The organism is Streptomyces sp. TRD_SC_5 (assembly GCF_056836825.1).
Genome location: NZ_JBWZZS010000001.1, coordinates 3,076,848 through 3,094,370 on the forward strand (window position 1 = coordinate 3,076,848; position 17,523 = coordinate 3,094,370).

Annotated in this window: 15 protein-coding genes; 7 read left to right on the forward strand and 8 right to left on the reverse strand. The window is 69.4% G+C overall.

Annotated features, from left to right (window positions below):
* Position 1 precedes the first annotated feature (1 nt).
* The 3 genes from AC1P0E_RS14245 to AC1P0E_RS14255 form a co-directional block, all read right to left on the reverse strand.
* A complete protein-coding gene (locus tag AC1P0E_RS14245; RefSeq protein WP_482742530.1) occupies positions 2–700 on the reverse strand; it encodes a hypothetical protein in 699 nt (232 codons plus the stop codon).
* Positions 701–855: 155 nt separating this feature from the next.
* Entirely contained in the window at positions 856–2,028 is a 1,173-nt protein-coding gene (locus tag AC1P0E_RS14250; protein WP_482742531.1) for a Cmx/CmrA family chloramphenicol efflux MFS transporter, read from the reverse strand.
* 336 nt (positions 2,029–2,364) lie between these two features.
* Entirely contained in the window at positions 2,365–3,558 is a 1,194-nt protein-coding gene (locus AC1P0E_RS14255; protein WP_482742532.1) for an RtcB family protein, read from the reverse strand.
* Positions 3,559–3,719: 161 nt separating this feature from the next.
* On the opposite strand from AC1P0E_RS14255, the gene AC1P0E_RS14260 reads away from it, so the two are divergent.
* The 3 genes from AC1P0E_RS14260 (at position 3,720) to AC1P0E_RS14270 (ending at position 6,940) form a co-directional block, all read left to right on the forward strand.
* Positions 3,720–4,613 (forward strand): DUF3558 domain-containing protein, encoded by an 894-nt coding sequence (locus tag AC1P0E_RS14260; protein WP_482742533.1) that lies wholly within the window; start codon positions 3,720–3,722, stop codon positions 4,611–4,613.
* A 64-nt stretch (positions 4,614–4,677) separates the two neighbouring features.
* Positions 4,678–5,388, forward strand: a complete 711-nt coding sequence (locus AC1P0E_RS14265; RefSeq protein ID WP_482742534.1) for a DUF3558 family protein — start codon at positions 4,678–4,680, stop codon at positions 5,386–5,388.
* Positions 5,389–5,548: 160 nt separating this feature from the next.
* The gene (locus AC1P0E_RS14270; protein ID WP_482742535.1) at positions 5,549–6,940 is read left to right on the forward strand and encodes a DUF2637 domain-containing protein; all 1,392 of its coding nucleotides are present in this window, start codon (positions 5,549–5,551) and stop codon (positions 6,938–6,940) included.
* Positions 6,941–7,341: 401 nt separating this feature from the next.
* Here AC1P0E_RS14270 and AC1P0E_RS14275 read toward each other — a convergent pair whose 3' ends face one another.
* The 3 genes from AC1P0E_RS14275 to lysS all read right to left on the reverse strand — a co-directional run bounded on the left by AC1P0E_RS14275 (position 7,342) and on the right by lysS (position 12,054).
* Positions 7,342–9,618 carry an FG-GAP repeat domain-containing protein gene (locus AC1P0E_RS14275; protein ID WP_482742536.1) on the reverse strand — a complete coding sequence of 759 codons (2,277 nt, stop codon included), beginning with the start codon at positions 9,616–9,618 and terminating at the stop codon, positions 7,342–7,344.
* A 172-nt stretch (positions 9,619–9,790) separates the two neighbouring features.
* Positions 9,791–9,973, reverse strand: a complete 183-nt coding sequence (locus tag AC1P0E_RS14280; protein ID WP_482742537.1) for a hypothetical protein — start codon at positions 9,971–9,973, stop codon at positions 9,791–9,793.
* 311 nt (positions 9,974–10,284) lie between these two features.
* Positions 10,285–12,054, reverse strand: a complete 1,770-nt coding sequence (gene lysS, locus AC1P0E_RS14285; protein ID WP_482742538.1) for a lysine--tRNA ligase — start codon at positions 12,052–12,054, stop codon at positions 10,285–10,287.
* A 159-nt stretch (positions 12,055–12,213) separates the two neighbouring features.
* Here lysS and argS point away from each other — a divergent pair, with 159 nt between their 5' ends.
* Positions 12,214–13,983 carry an arginine--tRNA ligase gene (gene argS / locus AC1P0E_RS14290; protein ID WP_482742539.1) on the forward strand — a complete coding sequence of 590 codons (1,770 nt, stop codon included), beginning with the start codon at positions 12,214–12,216 and terminating at the stop codon, positions 13,981–13,983.
* A 134-nt stretch (positions 13,984–14,117) separates the two neighbouring features.
* Here argS and AC1P0E_RS14295 read toward each other — a convergent pair whose 3' ends face one another.
* Entirely contained in the window at positions 14,118–14,390 is a 273-nt protein-coding gene (locus AC1P0E_RS14295; protein WP_482742540.1) for a DUF1876 domain-containing protein, read from the reverse strand.
* A gap of 208 nt (positions 14,391–14,598) precedes the next feature.
* Between AC1P0E_RS14295 and AC1P0E_RS14300 the strand changes: the two genes are divergently transcribed.
* Positions 14,599–15,465, forward strand: a complete 867-nt coding sequence (locus AC1P0E_RS14300; protein WP_482742541.1) for an NAD(P)-dependent oxidoreductase — start codon at positions 14,599–14,601, stop codon at positions 15,463–15,465.
* On the opposite strand, the gene AC1P0E_RS14305 is transcribed toward AC1P0E_RS14300, so the two are convergent.
* A complete protein-coding gene (locus tag AC1P0E_RS14305; RefSeq protein ID WP_482742542.1) occupies positions 15,455–15,886 on the reverse strand; it encodes an ATP-binding protein in 432 nt (143 codons plus the stop codon). The two genes, AC1P0E_RS14300 and AC1P0E_RS14305, sit on opposite strands and share 11 nt — an antisense overlap.
* Before the next feature lie 112 nt (positions 15,887–15,998).
* Here AC1P0E_RS14305 and AC1P0E_RS14310 point away from each other — a divergent pair, with 112 nt between their 5' ends.
* Together AC1P0E_RS14310 and AC1P0E_RS14315 are read left to right on the forward strand one after the other, a co-directional pair.
* Positions 15,999–16,823 (forward strand): helix-turn-helix domain-containing protein, encoded by an 825-nt coding sequence (locus tag AC1P0E_RS14310; protein ID WP_482742543.1) that lies wholly within the window; start codon positions 15,999–16,001, stop codon positions 16,821–16,823.
* Positions 16,820–17,071: a DUF397 domain-containing protein gene (locus tag AC1P0E_RS14315; protein ID WP_482742544.1), complete on the forward strand. Its 252-nt coding sequence runs from the start codon at positions 16,820–16,822 to the stop codon at positions 17,069–17,071. The genes AC1P0E_RS14310 and AC1P0E_RS14315 overlap by 4 nt, the downstream gene beginning before the upstream one ends.
* Positions 17,072–17,523: the final 452 nt, after the last annotated feature.

The window sequence follows — 17,523 nt, forward strand, 5'->3', positions numbered from 1 at the left end:
CTCACACCTCCGGTGAACCGGGTGAACCCGGCAGCCCCGACCACCCGGGAGTTTGAGCCGCGCGGCTGTCGGTCTCGGGCGGCGGCACCTGCACCGGCGGGTCCTGCGGGAACCGGGCCGCATCGTCGCCCGCCCGGCCGCCTCCGTCGCTGCCCTGCCGGATGTCACCGTCGGCGCCCGCCCGGCTACCTCCGTCACTGCCCGGACGGGACTTGCCGGCCTTGGCCATCCGGCCGACCGCCAGCCCCGCCAGCGCCGCACCGCCCAGGAACGCGCCCGGCTTCCGCCGCGCGAACCCGCGCACATCGTCCATGGCGCCGCTCAGGCCGTTCCTGTCCAGGTAATCGGCGGCGCGGTGACCACCGTCGGCGGCCTGCACAGCGAGGCTGCGCACCGGGGAATCGCCCGGGGCGTTCTGAGCCATCTCGTCGAGGTCGTCCGCCCACTTCCGCAGCGTGCCCGCCGCGCGCTCGGCCTGACCCTGCACCTCGTCGTTCACACGACCCCGCAGGTCATGCACCGCCGTACCGGCCTGCTGCCGAGCCTCACCAGTGACGGCCTTGGCCTGCTGCGCGACCGAACCGGCGACCTCACCCGCTGCCTGCTTGGCCTGACCGGCTGTGACCGACGCCTCCTCTTTCGCTGTCTGCCCGGCCTGCTGGACACGCCCGGCACCACCATTCGCGGACACACCACTCATGGATTCCACCTTTTCCGGGACGCCGCAGAGCCGGCCGGCCGGTACGCCGAGGACTCACCACACGCCCCGTCTCTTGTGCTGGCTGGGTCATCCTCCGGGTAACCCCCCACGAGCGCCCGAAACAACCTAAAGCGGCCAGAATGCACATTCCGCCCCTACGCCGACACCCATGCGTTCCGCCGCCCGACGAACAACGTCACACCGGCCGTGACCAACGCAAGAACCATCAGCACCGCACTCACCCACACCGGCGACCGGAAGCCGAACCCCTCACCGATCGCCAGCCCGCCGACCCACGGCCCGACCGCGCCGCCCACATTGAACGCAGCCGTGGCAAAAGCCCCCGCCAGCGTCGGCGCCCCCGCCGCCAGCCGGAACACCCGCGAGATCAGCGCCGTACCCGTACCGAACGCGAGCATCCCCAGTACGAATACGAGCAAGGGCACCACCACCGGACTCCCGGCCCCCACCGCCAGCACCACCCACCCGAGGCCGAGCGCCACCAGGCCGGCCAGCACGAGCGCGTCGAGCCGCGCATCGCCGAGCCGCCCCGCGACGGTGACGCCGACGAACGACCCCACCCCGAACAGCGCGAGCATCACCGGCACCCACCCGTCACCGAACCCCGTGACACGCGTGACCAGCGGCTCCAGATACGAAAACGCACAGAAAGTAGCCCCCTGTACGAGCGCCATGGCCACCAGCGTCAACATCAACCCGGTCCCACGCAGAACCCGAAACTCATCGAGCGCCCTCACCTCATGGGCGTCCCCCCGCCCACCGCCGCCGCCCGGAATGACCCGAGCGATCGCGACGAAGGCCGGCACCGACACCACGGCCACCGCCCAGAAGGCCGACCGCCACCCCCACTGCTCCCCGAGCAGCGCCCCGGCGGGCACACCCGCTACGCAGGCAACGGTGACCCCACCGACCACAACGGACGTGGCACGTGTCCGCGCCTCGGGCGCGACCATCCCCACTGCGGCCACCAGTGCCACGGCCCAGAACCCGGCGTTCGCCAGCGCCCCCACCACCCGCGACGCGAGCAGCACGCCGTAATTGGGCGTCAGAGCTCCCACGACATGGACGGCGATGAAGACCCCCAGAAAGATCAACAAGGCACGCCGCCGCGCCCACCTCCGGCTCCAGAGCGCCATCAACGGCGCGCCGACCACCATCCCGACCGCGAACCCCGAGGTCAGCAGCCCCGCAGCCGGAATGGACACGTTCAAATCACCTGCGATGTCTGACACCAGCCCGGACAGCATGAACTCCGATGTGCCCTGGGCGAAGACGGCCAGCCCGAGCACGAAAACAGCAAATGGCATGAGGGAACCCCAGAAGCGCCTAGTGGATCAACCAACGAGGAGCGGAGCGGACACCCGCACACATGAGGAGGGGGGCCGGCCCACGAAAACCCGGCGATACCCGGCGATCCGGCGACGACAGCCGCGCAAGCACACCCACGGCCTCCAGGGCCGGCGGCTTCAGCGCGCCAAAGGGTCAGCCACCGGACGCCCGGTGGCTAGCCTCTGTCAGATTCGGGGCGGGACATACCCGCGAAACTACCAGCGTGCCCCCAGCCCCCTCCACCGATTTCCGGACGCACGGAAGGCCCCGGCAACCACAACCGGGGCCTTCCGCTCCCCGCGCCCAGGGCGTCCTCAGCCCTTGACGCAGATGACCTGCTTCAGCTTCGCGACCACCTCGACGAGGTCGCGCTGCTGGTCGATGACCTGCTCGATCGGCTTGTACGCCGCCGGGATCTCATCCACCACACCGGAGTCCTTCCGGCACTCCACGCCCCGCGTCTGCTCCTCCAGGTCCCGCGCCGAGAAGCGCCGCTTCGCCGCGCTGCGGCTCATCCGGCGGCCGGCGCCGTGCGAGGCCGAGTTGAACGACTTCTCGTTCCCCAGACCCTTCACGATGTACGAGCCCGTCCCCATCGAGCCGGGGATGATCCCGAAGTCGCCGGAGCCCGCCCGGATCGCGCCCTTGCGGGTGACGAGCAGGTCCATGCCTTCGTAGCGCTCTTCGCTGACGTAGTTGTGGTGACAGGAGATGACCGGCTCGAAGGCCACCTTGGCCTTCTTGAACTCCCGTCGGACCACGTCCTGGTAGAGCCCCATCATGATCGCGCGGTTGTACTTCGCGTACTCCTGCGCCCAGAACAGGTCGTTCCGGTACGCCGCCATCTGCGGAGTGTCCGAGATGAAAACCGCCAGGTCGCGGTCGACGAGGCCCTGGTTGTGCGGGAGCTTCTGCGCCTGGCCGATGTGGTACTCCGCCAGCTCCTTGCCGATGTTCCGCGAGCCGGAGTGCAGCATCAACCAAACAGAATCGGTCGAATCAATACAAAACTCGACGAAGTGGTTGCCGCTTCCGAGCGTTCCCATCTGCTTTGTGGCGCGTTCCTGACGGAATTTGACCGCATCGGCCACCCCCTCGAACCGCCCCCAGAAGTCGTCCCACCCCGCAGTCGGAAACCCGTGCAGCCGCCCCGGATCGACCGGGCTGTCGTGCATCCCCCGTCCCACCGGAATCGCCTGCTCGATCTTTGTACGGAGGCGAGAAAGGTCACCCGGAAGGTCGTTCGCCGTGAGGGATGTTTTCACCGCCGACATGCCGCAGCCGATGTCAACCCCGACCGCCGCCGGGCACACCGCGCCGTGCATCGCGATCACCGAGCCGACAGTGGCGCCCTTGCCGTAGTGGACGTCCGGCATGACCGCGAGGCCCTTGATCCAGGGCAGGGTGGCGACATTCTGGAGCTGCTGCATCGCGCCGCCCTCGACCGTCGCCGGGTCGGCCCACATCCGGATCGGAACCTTCGCACCCGGTACCTCTACATACGACATAACTCCTCTATTCCCCCGAAATTCAGAAAACGCAAAACTGGCGCCAAGTACCGCGAATGGGACAGCGGACCGGCGTTCTGGCCAGCGCGTGCGATACACATTGTGTCCACCGGCCGCCATCGCGCGGCAACCGCATTTCCGATCGAAGGGAGCCTGGGACCGTGCAGCGAAAGGTGTACGTACCCGGCGTCGCGCTCCTCGCGGCGCTTGCCGCCGGCTGCACCGGCGGCTCCGGTACCACCGACTCCACCACCGACGCGAAGGCGGGCGAGGCCAACACGTCCGTCGCCGCCCCCGGCAAGTACCGCACGCTCCGTGAGCCCTGCGGCTCCGTCGACCGCAGCATGCTCCGCGACCTCCTCCCCGGCGCCACCACGCTTCCCGAGGACCAGCAGGAGAAGGCGTACGACGGCACCGCCGCCGTGACATACGACACGGACCGGCGCGTCGGCTGCCGCTGGAAGGTGGACTCGCCCGGCGCCACGCACCAGCTCTCGGTCGACTTCGAGCGGGTGGTCTCGTACGACTCCGAAGTGAGCGACGACGACCGCGCGAAGGAAGTGTTCGCGAAGCAGGAGATCGCGGCGGACCTCCCGGCCGCCACCCAGAGCCCGGAGGACGGCGAGGACACGGAAGACGGCGAGGGCGAGGGCGAGGGAAGCGCCTCCCCCGGGAGCAGCGACTCCCCCACGGCCCCCGCGTCCAAGGCCGGTGACGACTCCGCCACCCGTGCCCCCGAGAGCGACAGTACGAGCGAGACCGACACCGGCAGCGGTGCCGGTGGCGGCGCCGGCGTCCAGGCCCCCGAGGGTCTCGAACCGCGCACTCTCAGCGGTCTCGGCGACGCCGCCTTCCTCGACGACGCCCTCGTACGCTCCGGCTCGACCACCCAGCGCCGTACCGTCAATGTGGTGTTCCGTACCTCGAACGTCATCGTGACCGTTCAGTACAGCGAGCAGCCCGCTCTGACCACCACCGATGTACCCGACAGCAAGGAACTGCAGGAGAAGACGCAGGCCCTGGCCCGCAGGCTCGCCGAGCAGTTCAGTGATTAGCCGACAGCCCCGTCGGGCACCGACAGGCCCGACAGCTCCGACAGCCCCGATGAGTGAAGGAACCATGCACCGATCAGCCCCGCGACTCTCTCGCATACTCGCCTGCGCAGCCGTCCCGGTGATGCTCGTCGCCGCCGGCTGCTCCTCGGACTCGGAAGGCGGCAAGGACGCGTCCGCGTCGGCCGGCGCCTCGCCCTCGGTGTCGGCGAAGCCGACCGTCAAGCCCGCGGCGTTCTCGGAGCTGCCCGAGCCGTGCAAGTCGATCGAGAAGAAGACGGTCGATTCGCTGGTGCCCGAGGCGAAGGACAAGTCCGGTACGGCCGACAAGTCGAACGACGTGTCCGCGCGCGGCGGCTGTGCCTGGAACGGCCTGGACAACAAGGGCGTGGACGGCTCGCAGTACCGCTGGCTGTCCGTCTCCTTCATGCGGTACGAGTCGGACCAGACCCGCGGTGCCGGCGACAAGCTCGCCGAGGAGTACTACGCGAAGCAGGTCGAGGCCGCGAAGGCGACGGACGGCGCGAAGAAGGTCGTGGCCGAGCCCGCCGCCGGCATCGGCGACCAGGCGACGACGGTCGCGTACGACCTGCGCAAGACGGATGCGGACTTCAAGTACGCAACGGTCGTGACACGTAAGGAGAACGTCGTCGCCACCGTCATCTACAACGGCGCCGGCTACCAGGGCGCAAAGTCCCCCAAGGGCGCCGACCTGCTGAAGGACGCTCAGAAGGCGGCCAAGGAGGCGGTGGCGTCGGTCACCGCGGCAAACAAGTGACCCCTGGCAGGAACTAGTACGTACCAGCCGATCTCGGGCGTTTACCGGAGCCCGGCCTTCCCCTTGAGGGCCGGGCTCCGCCCGTACCCGCGCAACGCGGCCCGCACACATGTGCCAGGCTGACCCCCGCCAAGTCCGTCGTAACGGGAGGGGATCGCGGGTGGCCGCGATGCAGTTGACACGTACGCACCGCATATTGATCGGTGTCGTCGTCGCGGGAGCGGTGGTCATCGCCGCGATCGGTTTCGCCGGCTCGTACGCCGCCGTGCGCGAACTCGCGGAGGAGAAGGGCTTCGGCAACTTCTCCCTCGTGTTCCCCATCGGCATCGACGCGGGTATCTGCGTCCTGCTGGCCCTGGACCTCCTCCTGACCTGGATGCGGATCCCGTTCCCCCTTCTGCGCCAGACGGCGTGGCTGCTGACGATCGCGACGATCGCCTTCAACGGCGCGGCGTCCTGGCCCGACCCGCTCGGTGTCGGCATGCACGCCGTCATCCCGATCCTGTTCGTCGTCTCGGTCGAGGCGGCGCGGCACGCGGTCGGCCGGATCGCCGACATCACGGCCGACAAGCACATGGAAGGCGTACGCCTGACCCGCTGGCTGCTGTCGCCGCTGCCGACGTTCAAGCTGTGGCGCCGCATGAAGCTGTGGGAACTCCGCTCCTACGAGCAGGTCATCAAGCTGGAGCAGGACCGTTTGATCTATCAGGCGCGTCTGCAGGCCCGCTTCGGGCGCGGCTGGCGCCGCAAGGCGCCGATCGAGTCGCTGATGCCGCTGCGGCTGGCGAAGTACGGCGTCCCGCTCGCGGACACCGCCCCGGCGGGCCTGGCGGCGGCCGGCATCGAACCGGCGCTGCTGCCGCCAGCGCCGGCGATCGAGGCGCAGCCCCAGCAGCCCGAGCAGCGCCAGGAGCTGCGGGCGCTGCCGTCCCAGCCGCAGCAGCCGGTGCGGGAGCGGGAGCAGCCGTACCCCGACGAGGAGTGGCCGCAGGAAGCCCCGGACGCGGACACGGACCACCAGGACACCGAGGAGCCCCACCCCTCCCAGGAGCAGGGCCCCGGCTCGCACTCGAGCCCGTGGTTCGCCGCGCCGCAGGTCCCTGCGGTGGCGCAGGCTCCGCAGGAGGCGGCGTACGAGAACAACGGCTACAACCCGGCGTACGCCGAGGCCCCCGAGGCCACACCCGTGATGGTCCCGTCGGGCCCCGGCCGCACCCGGCCCCTGGGCGGAATCCCGGGCCCCCGCCACGAGCAGGACCCGGCGCGGTACGCGGATGCGCAGTACACGGACACCGAGTCCGCGAGTGAAAGGTCCGCGAATCCCGGGTACTACGCCGAGCCGGAGCCCGAGGACGCCTCCCCCGAGGAGGTCTACTACGACGCGTTCCGCAAGTACCTGAGCGAGAACCAGACCTTCCCGACGGCCCGCCAGCTCGGCTCGTACTTGCAGGACATGTACGCGGAGGCCCCGACCCCGGGCGAGCTGGCGGAGTACACGAATCGTTTCCAGGTGCGCTATCAGCAGGAACTCGACGCCGAACACATCGCCTAAGGCTTGTCCCGTATAAGGGTGTGAGCTGGGGGTTTCCCGGTACGGTCGGCGGGTGGAGCCGAAGAGGGTGAGTGAGTGCCCGTTGCACGGGGTCGGTGTGCGTCCTGACTACCTGGTCGGGCGGCGTCTTGAGCAAGTAGTCGCCTCGTGGCACCTGTACGGCTCAGAGGCTCCGTCCGGCAGGCGAGGACGGCCTCGTCCGGACGGGGGTCGCGGACACGCGGGGCGACCGGGAGCCGATGCCCGTCCCTCACGGAACCTGGAGAGGGCGGATGCGGGCTGCTGCTCGTATCCGCCCTCACCGGCGCCTGGGCGCCAAGGACCGCCGCGTCGAAAGGACCGTCTGGGCGACCCTGCCGACGTCCTGTCAGAACAGGGTCACCGGATGGAGGCCCACGTCGTCAGAAAACCGAGTTGACGGGTGCCGAGCTCCCAAGCAGGTTGCCCGGGGCAGCGGGCTTGAACGGGACCGCCTTGTCGCCGGTGCCCGCGTAGAACTTGGCGCCCGAGGTTCCGACCGCGTAGAGATCGGCCCGCCCGTCGCGGTCGGCGTCGCCGATGCCGACGAGGTGGGTGAAGACGCCCCAGCCCCCGCCGATCCTCGTACGCGGGGCGTAGGTGCCGTCGCCCTTGCCCTCGTACAGCCACAGGACACCGGCCTTGTCGCGGGCGACGAGGTCTCCGGCGGAGGTGCCGGTGATGTTGCCGGTGGCGGTGAGCTGGTTGTAGATCCCCCAGCCCCGGCCGATCTTCTTGCGGGGTGCGAACGGCGCGCTCGTGCTGCCCGTGCCCTTGTAGAACCACACGTCGCCGGCGGCGTCGGTGGCGAGGAGGTCGGACTTCCTGTCGCCGTTGAGGTCGCTGCCGCCGGTTATGTTGTTGTAGATCTGCCAGCCGCCGCCGATCTTCGTACGGCCGGCGAAGTTGCCGTTTCCGTTGCCCCGGTAGAGCCAGAGCACGCCGGCCTTGTCACGGGCGACAAGGTCGCCGGCCGGGGTGCCTGCGATGTTCCCGACGGCCTCCAGCTGGTTGTAGATCTGCCAGCCGCCGCCGACCTTCACCCGACCCGTCGAGTACGGCTGCGGCGCGGACGCCACCTTGGCCGAGTCGTCGCGCCACAGCACGCCAGCGGCATCACGGGAGAGCAGGTCCGGTGTGCTGTTGTTCGTGTAGTCGTGCAGGCCGGTCGTACGGGTGACCTTGAAGGTGCCGGTCTGCGCGACGTCCGGACCGATGCCGTTGAGCGGGGAGGCGGTGAAGTCCCAGGCGTAGTCGCCGCTGGGCGCGAACTCCTTCATGCCTGCGGCGTTGGGGAGCATCCCGTCCCAGCGGAAGTCGACGGAACCCTTGCCCTCGTAGGTGGCCGCCTGCGCGAAGTCGTACCGCACGCTGCGGCCCGTGCCGACATGACGCACCGTCACGGAGCCCTTGGCGTTGGTCCGGGAGAGCACCCAGCGGAGCAGGGTCTGACCGTTGTTCTTGTCGAGGTCGACGACCGGGGGAATGGGCGCGGTGTGCAGCGTGAGCACGGTCGGCTCGCCGGTGCTCGCGATGAGCGTGGCGGTGGGCTTGCCGTCCGCCCCGAGTACGATCCGGTAGACCCCCTCGCCGTGGGCGACCGTACCGCCGCGCACCAGGAGCGCGCCGTCGGCGGTGGGGACGGTGGACGAGGCGTGGTCGAGGAGCTTGACCGTGGATTTGTCGACGGGGTTGACGGCACTGAGCGCGAAGCGCGGGGACGCTTCGGTCGCGGCGGCGCCGCCCGGAGCCGCGTACGTGACCCAGTCGCCCAGGACGCCGATGTGCGGGCGGACGGAGTTGCCCAGGTCGGCCGCTTCCACGGCCGGCGTGCTCCCCGAACCGTCGCGGGTGGCGTACATGAGCTTGGCGTGCGCGGACGTCGGGGCGTCGACCCAGACCCAACGGTCCCCGGAAAGGGCCGTGTCGGTGTCGTACGCGGACACGCCCACCTCGCGCTTCTCGACGACGGAGGCGGTGGCGACGTCCACGACGGCGAGGTAGGAGCGGTCGGTGTCGGCATCCGCCGAGACGTACCGGACGAGCGCCGAGCTGTCCGACAGGGCCTCGACGCTCTGGACCCTCGAGTTCGGCGTGAGGCCGGTCACCTGCCGGTCGCTGCCCGCCTGGTTCCCCTCGCCGATCAGACGGAGCTGGCCCACCTTGGTCTGGCTGTCCCAGGACGAGAAGACGAGAGTCCTTCCGACCACGCCCTTCCAGTAGAGCCGGGTGTCGGTCTGGTTGACGACCGCGGGGTCGCTGCCCGGCGATGACATGTCATGGAGCAGGTACCGGGTCGTGCCGTCCTCCTTGGCGACGACGGTGTCGGAACCGCCGCCGCGGTACCCGCTGGACCACTCCGGGAGGGCCGTGGTGGTGCCGTCGACGGTGCTGGTCCAGCGGTAGTACGTGTGGTCCCATCGGCGCTCCACCGACAGAAACCCGGTCGGGCCGACACTGAGGATCTGGTCGGTGCGGGGGATGGAGATGACGCCGTCGACGGTCGCCTGCGCGTCGGCGGGTCCGGCGTCCGCGGCGACGGCAGCGGTGGGCGTCGCGGCGATCGCGGGCGCCGTCGCGAGGCTCGCACCGACGGTCACGGCCAGAACGGTGGTGACGGCCGCGACGAGCTGATGTCGGGCGGGACGAACGTGGATCAAAGCGGGTTCCTCTCAAGCGACCGGGCGCGCACCAGGGGCTGCGCGCCCGGTCAGACTCTTGATCACGTCGGAAGGTTGTGTTGAGTGGCGATGTCGTCAGGCCGACGGAGGTGTCGCTCAGACGAAGTGGTCCTACCGGCGCTTGGTGCCGGCGAAGTACACACCGACCTGCTCACGCGAGCCGCGAGCGGAAGGGTACGCGCCAGTCGCCCGTGCCCTTGGAGAAGTACGCGCCGTGGGGGTTGGCAGCGTTGACGGCGTACAGGTAGGGGCGCCCGTCGCGGTTGGCGTCGCCGACGCCGACGAGGTGGTTGTACGTGTTCCAGCCGCTGCCCCGACCTGTGATTGGCGCCACCTCTACGCGGCCTGACTCCGCCATGTCGTATCCCGCGAAGGGGGCCGCCATCTCCACGATCAGGCACCAGTCCGAACCGGTCGTGATGTGCGTGGCGACCCCCTCGCTGTCGATCAGTCACACGTCCAGCGGGCCGGACGGAGCCTCTGAGCCGTACAGGTGCCACGAAGCGACTGCCCTTATACGGCACAAGCCTTAGGCCCGCTTCTGGAGCCCGTCCGGCGTTCGAGGACACGCCGGCCACCGCCACGCGAAAGGGCCGCCACCCCCGGAAACCCAGGAGTGGCGGCCCTCAGCACAAGCGCAGGCGGCTACGCCCCGAGCAGCTTCCTCACCCGCTCCGCGCCCACCGCGAGCAGCAGCGTAGGCAGTCGCGGCCCGGTGTCGCGCCCGACCAGCAGCTGGTACAGCAGCGCGAAGAACGACCGCTGCGCCACCTTCAGCTCCGGCGTCGGCTTCGCATCGGCCTCCAGCCCCGCCATCACCTTCGGTACGCCGTAGACGAGCGTCGTGAGCCCGTCCAGCGACCAGTGCGAGTCGAGCCCGTCGAGCAGCAGCCGCAGCGACTCCCGTCCGGCCTCGTCCAGCGAGCCCAGAATCGCCGTGTCCGGCTCACTGCGCACGACGGTGCGCTGCTCGGCCGGCACCTGCGTGGTGATCCAGTTCTCGGCGCGGTCGAGGCGCGGCCTCACCTCGTCCAGCGACGTGACCGGGTTCTGCGGATCCAGTTCGCTCAGGATCCGCAGCGCCTGGTCCTCGTGCCCGGCCGTGATGTCCGCCACCGAGGCGAGCGTCCGGTACGACAGCGGTCGCGGCGTCCGCGGCAGCTCGCCCGCGGCCGTCCTGATCGCGCGCGAGTGGGCCGCCGCGTCGGCCGGCAGCACCGTGCCCTCGGTGACCTTCTTCTCCAGCGAGTCCCACTCGTCGTAGAGCCGCTGGATCTCCTGGTCGAAGGCGATCTTGAAGGACTGGTTGGGCCGGCGTCGCGCGTACAGCCACCTGAGCAGCGGCGCCTCCATGATCTTCAGCGCGTCGGCCGGCGTCGGCACGCCGCCCTTCGACGACGACATCTTCGCCATCCCGCTGATGCCGACAAAGGCGTACATCGGCCCGATCGGCTGCACGCCGTCGAAGACCTCGCGCACGATCTGCCCGCCGACGACGAACGACGACCCCGGCGACGAGTGGTCGACACCGCTCGGCTCGAAGATCACGCCTTCGTACGCCCAGCGCATCGGCCAGTCGACCTTCCAGACCAGCTTGCCGCCGTTGAACTCGCTCAGCAGCACGGTCTCGGAGTGCCCGCAGACGCACACGTACGACAGAGCGGTGCTCTCGTCGTCGTACGCCGTCACCGTGGTGAGGTCCTTGCCGCAAGCCGTGCAGTACGGCTTGTACGGGAAGTACCCCGCGCCGCCGCCACTGCCGTCGTCCTCGTCCGCCGCTCCGGACCCCTCGGCGGCTTCCAGCTCGGCCTCGTCGACCGGCTTCTGCCCCTGCTTCTTCTTGCCGCCCGCCGCCGGGTCCTTCTTCGTCCGGTACCGGTCGAGTACGGCGTCGATGTCGCCCCGGTGCTTCATCGCGTGCAGGATCTGCTCGCGGTAGGTCCCGGCCGTGTACTGCTCGGTCTGGCTGATCCCGTCGTACTCGACCCCGAGCTCGTCGAGGGCCGCCGTCATGGCCGCCTTGAAGTGCTCGGCCCAGTTCGGGTACGCCGACCCGGCCGGCGCGGGCACCGACGTCAGCGGCTTGCCGATGTGCTCGGCCCACGACTCGTCGACCCCGGGGACGCCCGCCGGCACCTTGCGGTACCGGTCGTAGTCGTCCCACGAGATGAGGTGCCGGACCTCGTACCCACGCCGCCGGATCTCGTCAGCGACCAGGTGCGGGGTCATGACCTCACGCAGGTTGCCCAGGTGGATCGGCCCGGAGGGCGAGAGTCCGGATGCGACGACGACCGCCGGCGCGTCGGCGCCGGAATGTTTCGCGCCAGGCGCACGTCGCTCCGACTCGGCGATGACCTCGTCCGCGAACCGGGAGACCCAGTCGGTCTCTGTGCTGCTCTGAGCCACGATCGGCACGTCCTTCTTCCTGGATAGCTGTCGATAGCTGTCGCCGGCCATTCTCCCAGACGGAACGACCCCGCCCGAGGCTCCCCTTTATACGAGACGACGCCCCGCACACCCCCATGAAATACTCGTCTGCACATTCAACTTTCCTCTCGACAGGAACGGCAGCTCATGGCCTCGGTCCATTCCCTCGCTTCGACCGTCAACCAGCGCGTCGCGGACGCCCTCTCGGCAGCCCTGCCGGAGGCCGGCGCCGCCGACCCGCTGCTGCGACGAAGCGACCGGGCCGACTTCCAGGCGAACGGCATCCTGGCCCTCGCGAAGAAGGCGAAGGCCAACCCGCGCGAGCTGGCCGCGCAGGTCGTCGCCCAACTCCCCGCCGGTGACGTGATCAAGGAGATCGAGGTCTCGGGCCCCGGCTTCCTGAACATCACGATCACCGACCGGGCAATCATCGACACCCTCGCGGCCCGCGCCGCCGACGACCGTCTCGGCGTACCGCTGGCCGAGAAGCCGGGCACGACGGTCGTCGACTACGCGCAGCCGAACGTGGCCAAGGAGATGCACGTCGGCCACCTGCGCTCCGCCGTGATCGGCGCCGCGATGGTCGAGATCCTCGAATTCACCGGCGAGAAGGTCGTACGCCGCCACCACATCGGCGACTGGGGCACCCAGTTCGGCATGCTCATCCAGTACCTGACCGAGCACCCGCACGAGCTGGACCACAAGCACGGCGGCCCGGAGGAGGGCGAGGCGGCGATGTCGTCCCTCAACCGCCTCTACAAGTCGTCGCGCGTGCTCTTCGACTCCGACGAGGACTTCAAGGCGCGCTCGCGCGACCGGGTCGTGGCCCTCCAGGCGGGCGACCCCGACACTCTCGCCGTCTGGCAGCGCTTCGTCGACGAGTCGAAGATCTACTTCTACTCGGTCTTCAACAAGCTCGACATGGAGATCAACGACCCGGACGTGGTCGGCGAGTCCGGCTACAACGCCATGCTCGAAGAGACGTGCCAGATCCTGGAGGACACGGGCGTAGCGGTCCGCTCCGACGGCGCCCTCTGCGTCTTCTTCGACGACGTGAAGGGCCCGGACGGCAAGCCTTCCCCCCTCATCGTGAAGAAGTCGAACGGCGGCTACGGCTACGCCGCCACCGACCTCTCCGCGATCCGCGACCGGGCCCAGAACCTCGGCGCGACCACACTCGTCTACGTGGTGGACGCCCGCCAGTCGCTCCACTTCAAGATGGTCTTCGAGACCGCCCGCCGGGCCGGCTGGCTGAACGAGGACGTCCACGCGGTGCAGCTCGCCTTCGGCACGGTCCTCGGCAAGGACGGCAAGCCGTTCAAGACCCGTGAGGGCGAGACGGTCCGGCTCGTGGACCTGCTGGACGAGGCGGTCGACCGTGCGACCACCGTCGTGCGCTCGAAGGCCGACAAGGTGGGCCTGACCGAGCCGGAGATCGTCGAGAACGGCCGGTACGTCGGCATCGGCGCCGTGAAGTACGCCGACCTCTCCACCTCCGCGTCCCGCGACTACAAGTTCGACCTGGACCAGATGGTGTCGCTGAACGGCGACACGTCGGTGTACCTCCAGTACGCGTACGCCCGTATCCAGTCGATCCTCCGCAACGCCGGCGACCGCAAGGCCGCGGCCCGCCCGGAGCTCGAACTGGCCCCGGCGGAGCGCGCGCTGGGCCTGCACCTGGACCAGTTCGCGGAGACGCTGAGCGAGGTAGCCGCGGCGTACGAGCCGCACAAGCTGACGGCATACCTCTACCAGCTCGCGTCGCTCTACACGACGTTCTACGACCAGTGCCCGGTCATCAAGCCCGAGCCCGCGACCGCCGTCGCCGAGAACCGCCTCTTCCTCTGCGACCTGACCGCCCGCACGCTCCACCAGGGCATGGCCCTGCTCGGCATCCGGACGCCCGAGCGCCTCTGATTCACGCGCGGACGATACGGCGATGCCCCCACCGGGACCCCGGTGGGGGCATCGCCGTATCCAGCATCCTGTCTCAGGGCGTCACGTCCTCAGGTCGTCACGTCTCAGGGCGTCAGGCCGTCACGTCGTCCTCGTCACGTGGTCAGCGGATATGACGACCGCCCCGAGGCCTCGTCGATCTCACCGTGCGCCTTCCCCAGCAGCTGCGACGCGAGGTCCATGAGCGCACGCGCGCCCGCGATCTCCTCGCCGACCCGGAGCTGTTCGGCGTCGGTCGGGTGCCGCTTGGCGTACCCGTGAGCCCGGAGCTCCACGCCGTCACCGAGCCGCACCATCGCGGCCGCCCTGGTCCTGCCGTCCTCTTCCCGGAACTCCATCTCGACATGCCATCCGACGAGTGTGTGCATGGCAGATCACCTCCAGCAGTGCCCCTTCCCCCCTTCCAGGGTGCGCCGCATGGCCATTGATCACCACTCCCCACTTACCCATTGGTGAGTACCTGACTTATTAGTCGGTACTTGTCCCAAACTCAGCACCCGGCAAGGATCAAAGGACCGTGAGCGGGCCCCCAGCCCCACGCCCCACGCCCCAGAGACCTCACCCAGGAGCCCTGACATGCATTCCCTCCCTCCTCCCGTGTCCGTCCTCGGCCTCGGATTGATGGGCAGCGCCCTGGCCGCCGCCTTCCTGAAGGCCGGCCACCCGGTCACCGTCTGGAACCGCTCAGCCGCCAAGACCGGCCCGCTGGTCGCCCAGGGAGCGAGCCCGGCCGAGACGGTCACCGACGCGGTGGCGGCGAGCCCGCTGGTGATCGTCTGCTTCACGACGAACGACAACGTCACCGAAGCCCTCGCCACCGACGACTTCACCGGCAAGACCCTCGTCAACCTCACCAACGGCACCCCGGCCCAGGCCCGCGCCCTCGCCACGTGGGCGGAAAAGCAGGGCGCCGCGTACATCGACGGCGGAATCATGGCGGTGCCGCAGATGATCGCGACCCCGGCGGCGTACGTCCTCTACAGCGGCGACGAGGAGGCGTTCGAGACCCACCGGCAGGCACTCTCGGCCCTGGGCGGCACCAAGTGGGTCGGCACCGACCCGGGCCGCGCCGCGCTCCACGACCTGGCGCTGCTGACCGGCATGTACGGCATGCTCATGGGAGTGGCCCAGGCCTTCGCCCTGATCCGTACGGAGAACATCACGGCCACCGAATTCGCCGAACCGCTGCACGCCTGGGTCTCGGCGATGCTGAGCGGAGTGGTTCCGGGCGTGGCCACGGCCGTCGACTCCGGGCAACACCTCACCGACGTGTCCAGCCTGGGCATCAACCAGGCGGCGTTCCCGAACTTCATCGACACGTACAACGACCAGGGCGTGAGCTCCGAGCTTTTCCTGCCGTTCCAGAAGCTGCTGGACCGCTCCGTGGAGGAGGGCCACACGGCGGACGGCCTCTCGCGCCTGGTGGAGATGCTCAAGAAGTAACGCCACCACCGTCGCCGCCACTGCGGCCCACCACGGCGAACTCGCACCACACGACCTTCCCGGGATCGCGCTCGCCGACCCCCCACTTGTCGGCGAGCGCCGCCACCAGCAACAACCCCCGCCCGGACTCATCGTCGGGCTCGCGAAGGCGGGGGAGCCCGCCGCCGCTGTCGTGCACTTCGATACGCAACAGCTCGTCGCCGTACCGCAGTACGAACAAGAAGCCGCGGCCGGCAGGCACACCGTGCAGCAGCGCATTGGTCGCCAGCTCGCTCACGCACAGCAATACGTCGTCCGCGCGCTGATCGATGCCCCAGTCGCCGAGCGCCCAGCGGGCAAACTCCCTGGCGGCGGGCACGGACCGCCTGTCCCGCCGATAGAACCTCTCGCGCACCCGAAGCAGTTGATTCGTCTCGTTCACGGAACGAGGGTTGCGGAGAGTGACTAGCGTGGAGCACTGGGCGAACCCGTACAGATTTCTTGTACGGGTTCGCGCGGGGTCAGATACGGCCAGGCGGGGGGAGTTGGACGGCATGAGCCCGAGGAAGCGTCCGAAGAAGAACGCGTCGGCGATGAAGATGCTGGGAGCGCAACTGGCGGCGCTCCGCAGGGCGGCGGGTTACACCCAGCGGTCACTCGGCGAGCGCGTCGCCGCCGACGAGGAGACGATCGCCTCGATCGAGCAGGGCAGGCGCCCGTTGAAGGCGGACTTGGCGGGGGTGCTCGACGAGCTGCTGGACGCGAAGGGAGCGCTGGCGGCAGGCGTGGACAACCTCCCTGAGATCGACCTGTTTCCGCTGTGGGCCGAGGAGTTCATGGACCACGAGCGCGAAGCGATCGCGCTGTCGCTGTACGCGAATCAGGTTCTGCCCGGCCTGCTCCAGACTGAGGCGTACGCGCGGGCGGTGTTCCGCAGCCGCGTCCCGGTCTACGACGGGGACGAGATCGAGACCTTCACCGCCGCGCGAATCGAGCGCCAGTCAATCCTGCACCGCAGGGTCCCGCCGACCGTCAGTTACGTCATCTGGGAGCCGGTGCTCCGTCTGCCCATGGGTGGCCGCGAGGTCTACACGGAGCAACTGAAGCATTTGCGCGCAGGTACCGAACTCCCGGCTCTCACCATCCAATTCCTGCCGCTGGACCGCACGACACACGCCGCGCTCGACGGTCCGTTCGTCATGATGGAGACCCCCGATCACCAGCATCTCGCCTACGCCGAAACACAACGTGGCAGCCAATGGGTGTCCGATCCCGATGACGTCTCCATCCTCGCGCGAAGGTATGCGATGCTGCGAGCACAGGCCCTCACCCCGGAGGACTCCCGTAGCCTGCTGGACCGTCTGCTGGGAGAGCAATGAGCACCGCACTGCACTGGTTCAAGTCGACGTACAGCGGCAGCGACGGCGGCGAGTGCCTCGAAGTCGCCTACAACTGGCGCAAGTCCACCCACAGCGGCAGCGAAGGTGGCGCCTGCGTCGAAATCGCCACCTGCCCCACCGCAGTGCACGTCCGGGACTCCAAGATCCCCGACGGCCCAACCCTCACCCTCACCCCCGCCACCTGGTCCCACTTCGCGAGGTACGCCGGTTCGTCGCACGGGGTTTAACGTCCGCACGCACCGGCGGCGTTGCTGACCCCGTGGCGTTGCTCGCTTCTGCGATGGGGGCCGCCTTTACCAAGGTTGGCGTCGGAGGCCCGCCCCTCAAGGGCGCTCCTGCGTCGCGTCGCCTGCGGCGATTGCGCTGCGCTCCACCCTTGACCGCCGAACCTCCGCCGCAATGCTTAAGGGGGGCGGCCCCCGGGGGGAGCCCACGGGGAAACTCCGGCAAGTGGTTGCGCTGTCGTTGCCGGGCGGCGGGTCTGTAGGTGGGGCGCACGAGCTCTAGGGGGCAGCTCGGCCCCAGGCTAAGCGGCTGCGGGAACGGCCGCTGGTGCACCATCCGCATTCCGGACGCACACGCGCACCCACGCCGGTAGGCGGCCGCCCAACCGGATCGACCTGCGGACCGTCCCGTCTGCGGGTGGGGCGCGTCAGTTGAATGGGGTGACTCGGGCCGG

Excerpts from the sequence above, each read along its gene's own strand:
- AC1P0E_RS14245 (WP_482742530.1), bottom strand. The coding sequence starts at position 700 with ATGAGTGGTGTGTCCGCGAATGGTGGTGCCGGGCGTGTCCAGCAGGCC.
- AC1P0E_RS14250 (WP_482742531.1), bottom strand. The coding sequence starts at position 2,028 with ATGCCATTTGCTGTTTTCGTGCTCGGGCTGGCCGTCTTCGCCCAGGGC.
- AC1P0E_RS14255 (WP_482742532.1), bottom strand. The coding sequence starts at position 3,558 with ATGTCGTATGTAGAGGTACCGGGTGCGAAGGTTCCGATCCGGATGTGG.
- AC1P0E_RS14265 (WP_482742534.1), top strand. The coding sequence starts at position 4,678 with ATGCACCGATCAGCCCCGCGACTCTCTCGCATACTCGCCTGCGCAGCC.
- argS (WP_482742539.1), top strand. The coding sequence starts at position 12,214 with ATGGCCTCGGTCCATTCCCTCGCTTCGACCGTCAACCAGCGCGTCGCG.
- AC1P0E_RS14295 (WP_482742540.1), bottom strand. The coding sequence starts at position 14,390 with ATGCACACACTCGTCGGATGGCATGTCGAGATGGAGTTCCGGGAAGAG.
- AC1P0E_RS14300 (WP_482742541.1), top strand. The coding sequence starts at position 14,599 with ATGCATTCCCTCCCTCCTCCCGTGTCCGTCCTCGGCCTCGGATTGATG.
- AC1P0E_RS14310 (WP_482742543.1), top strand. The coding sequence starts at position 15,999 with ATGAGCCCGAGGAAGCGTCCGAAGAAGAACGCGTCGGCGATGAAGATG.
- AC1P0E_RS14315 (WP_482742544.1), top strand. The coding sequence starts at position 16,820 with ATGAGCACCGCACTGCACTGGTTCAAGTCGACGTACAGCGGCAGCGAC.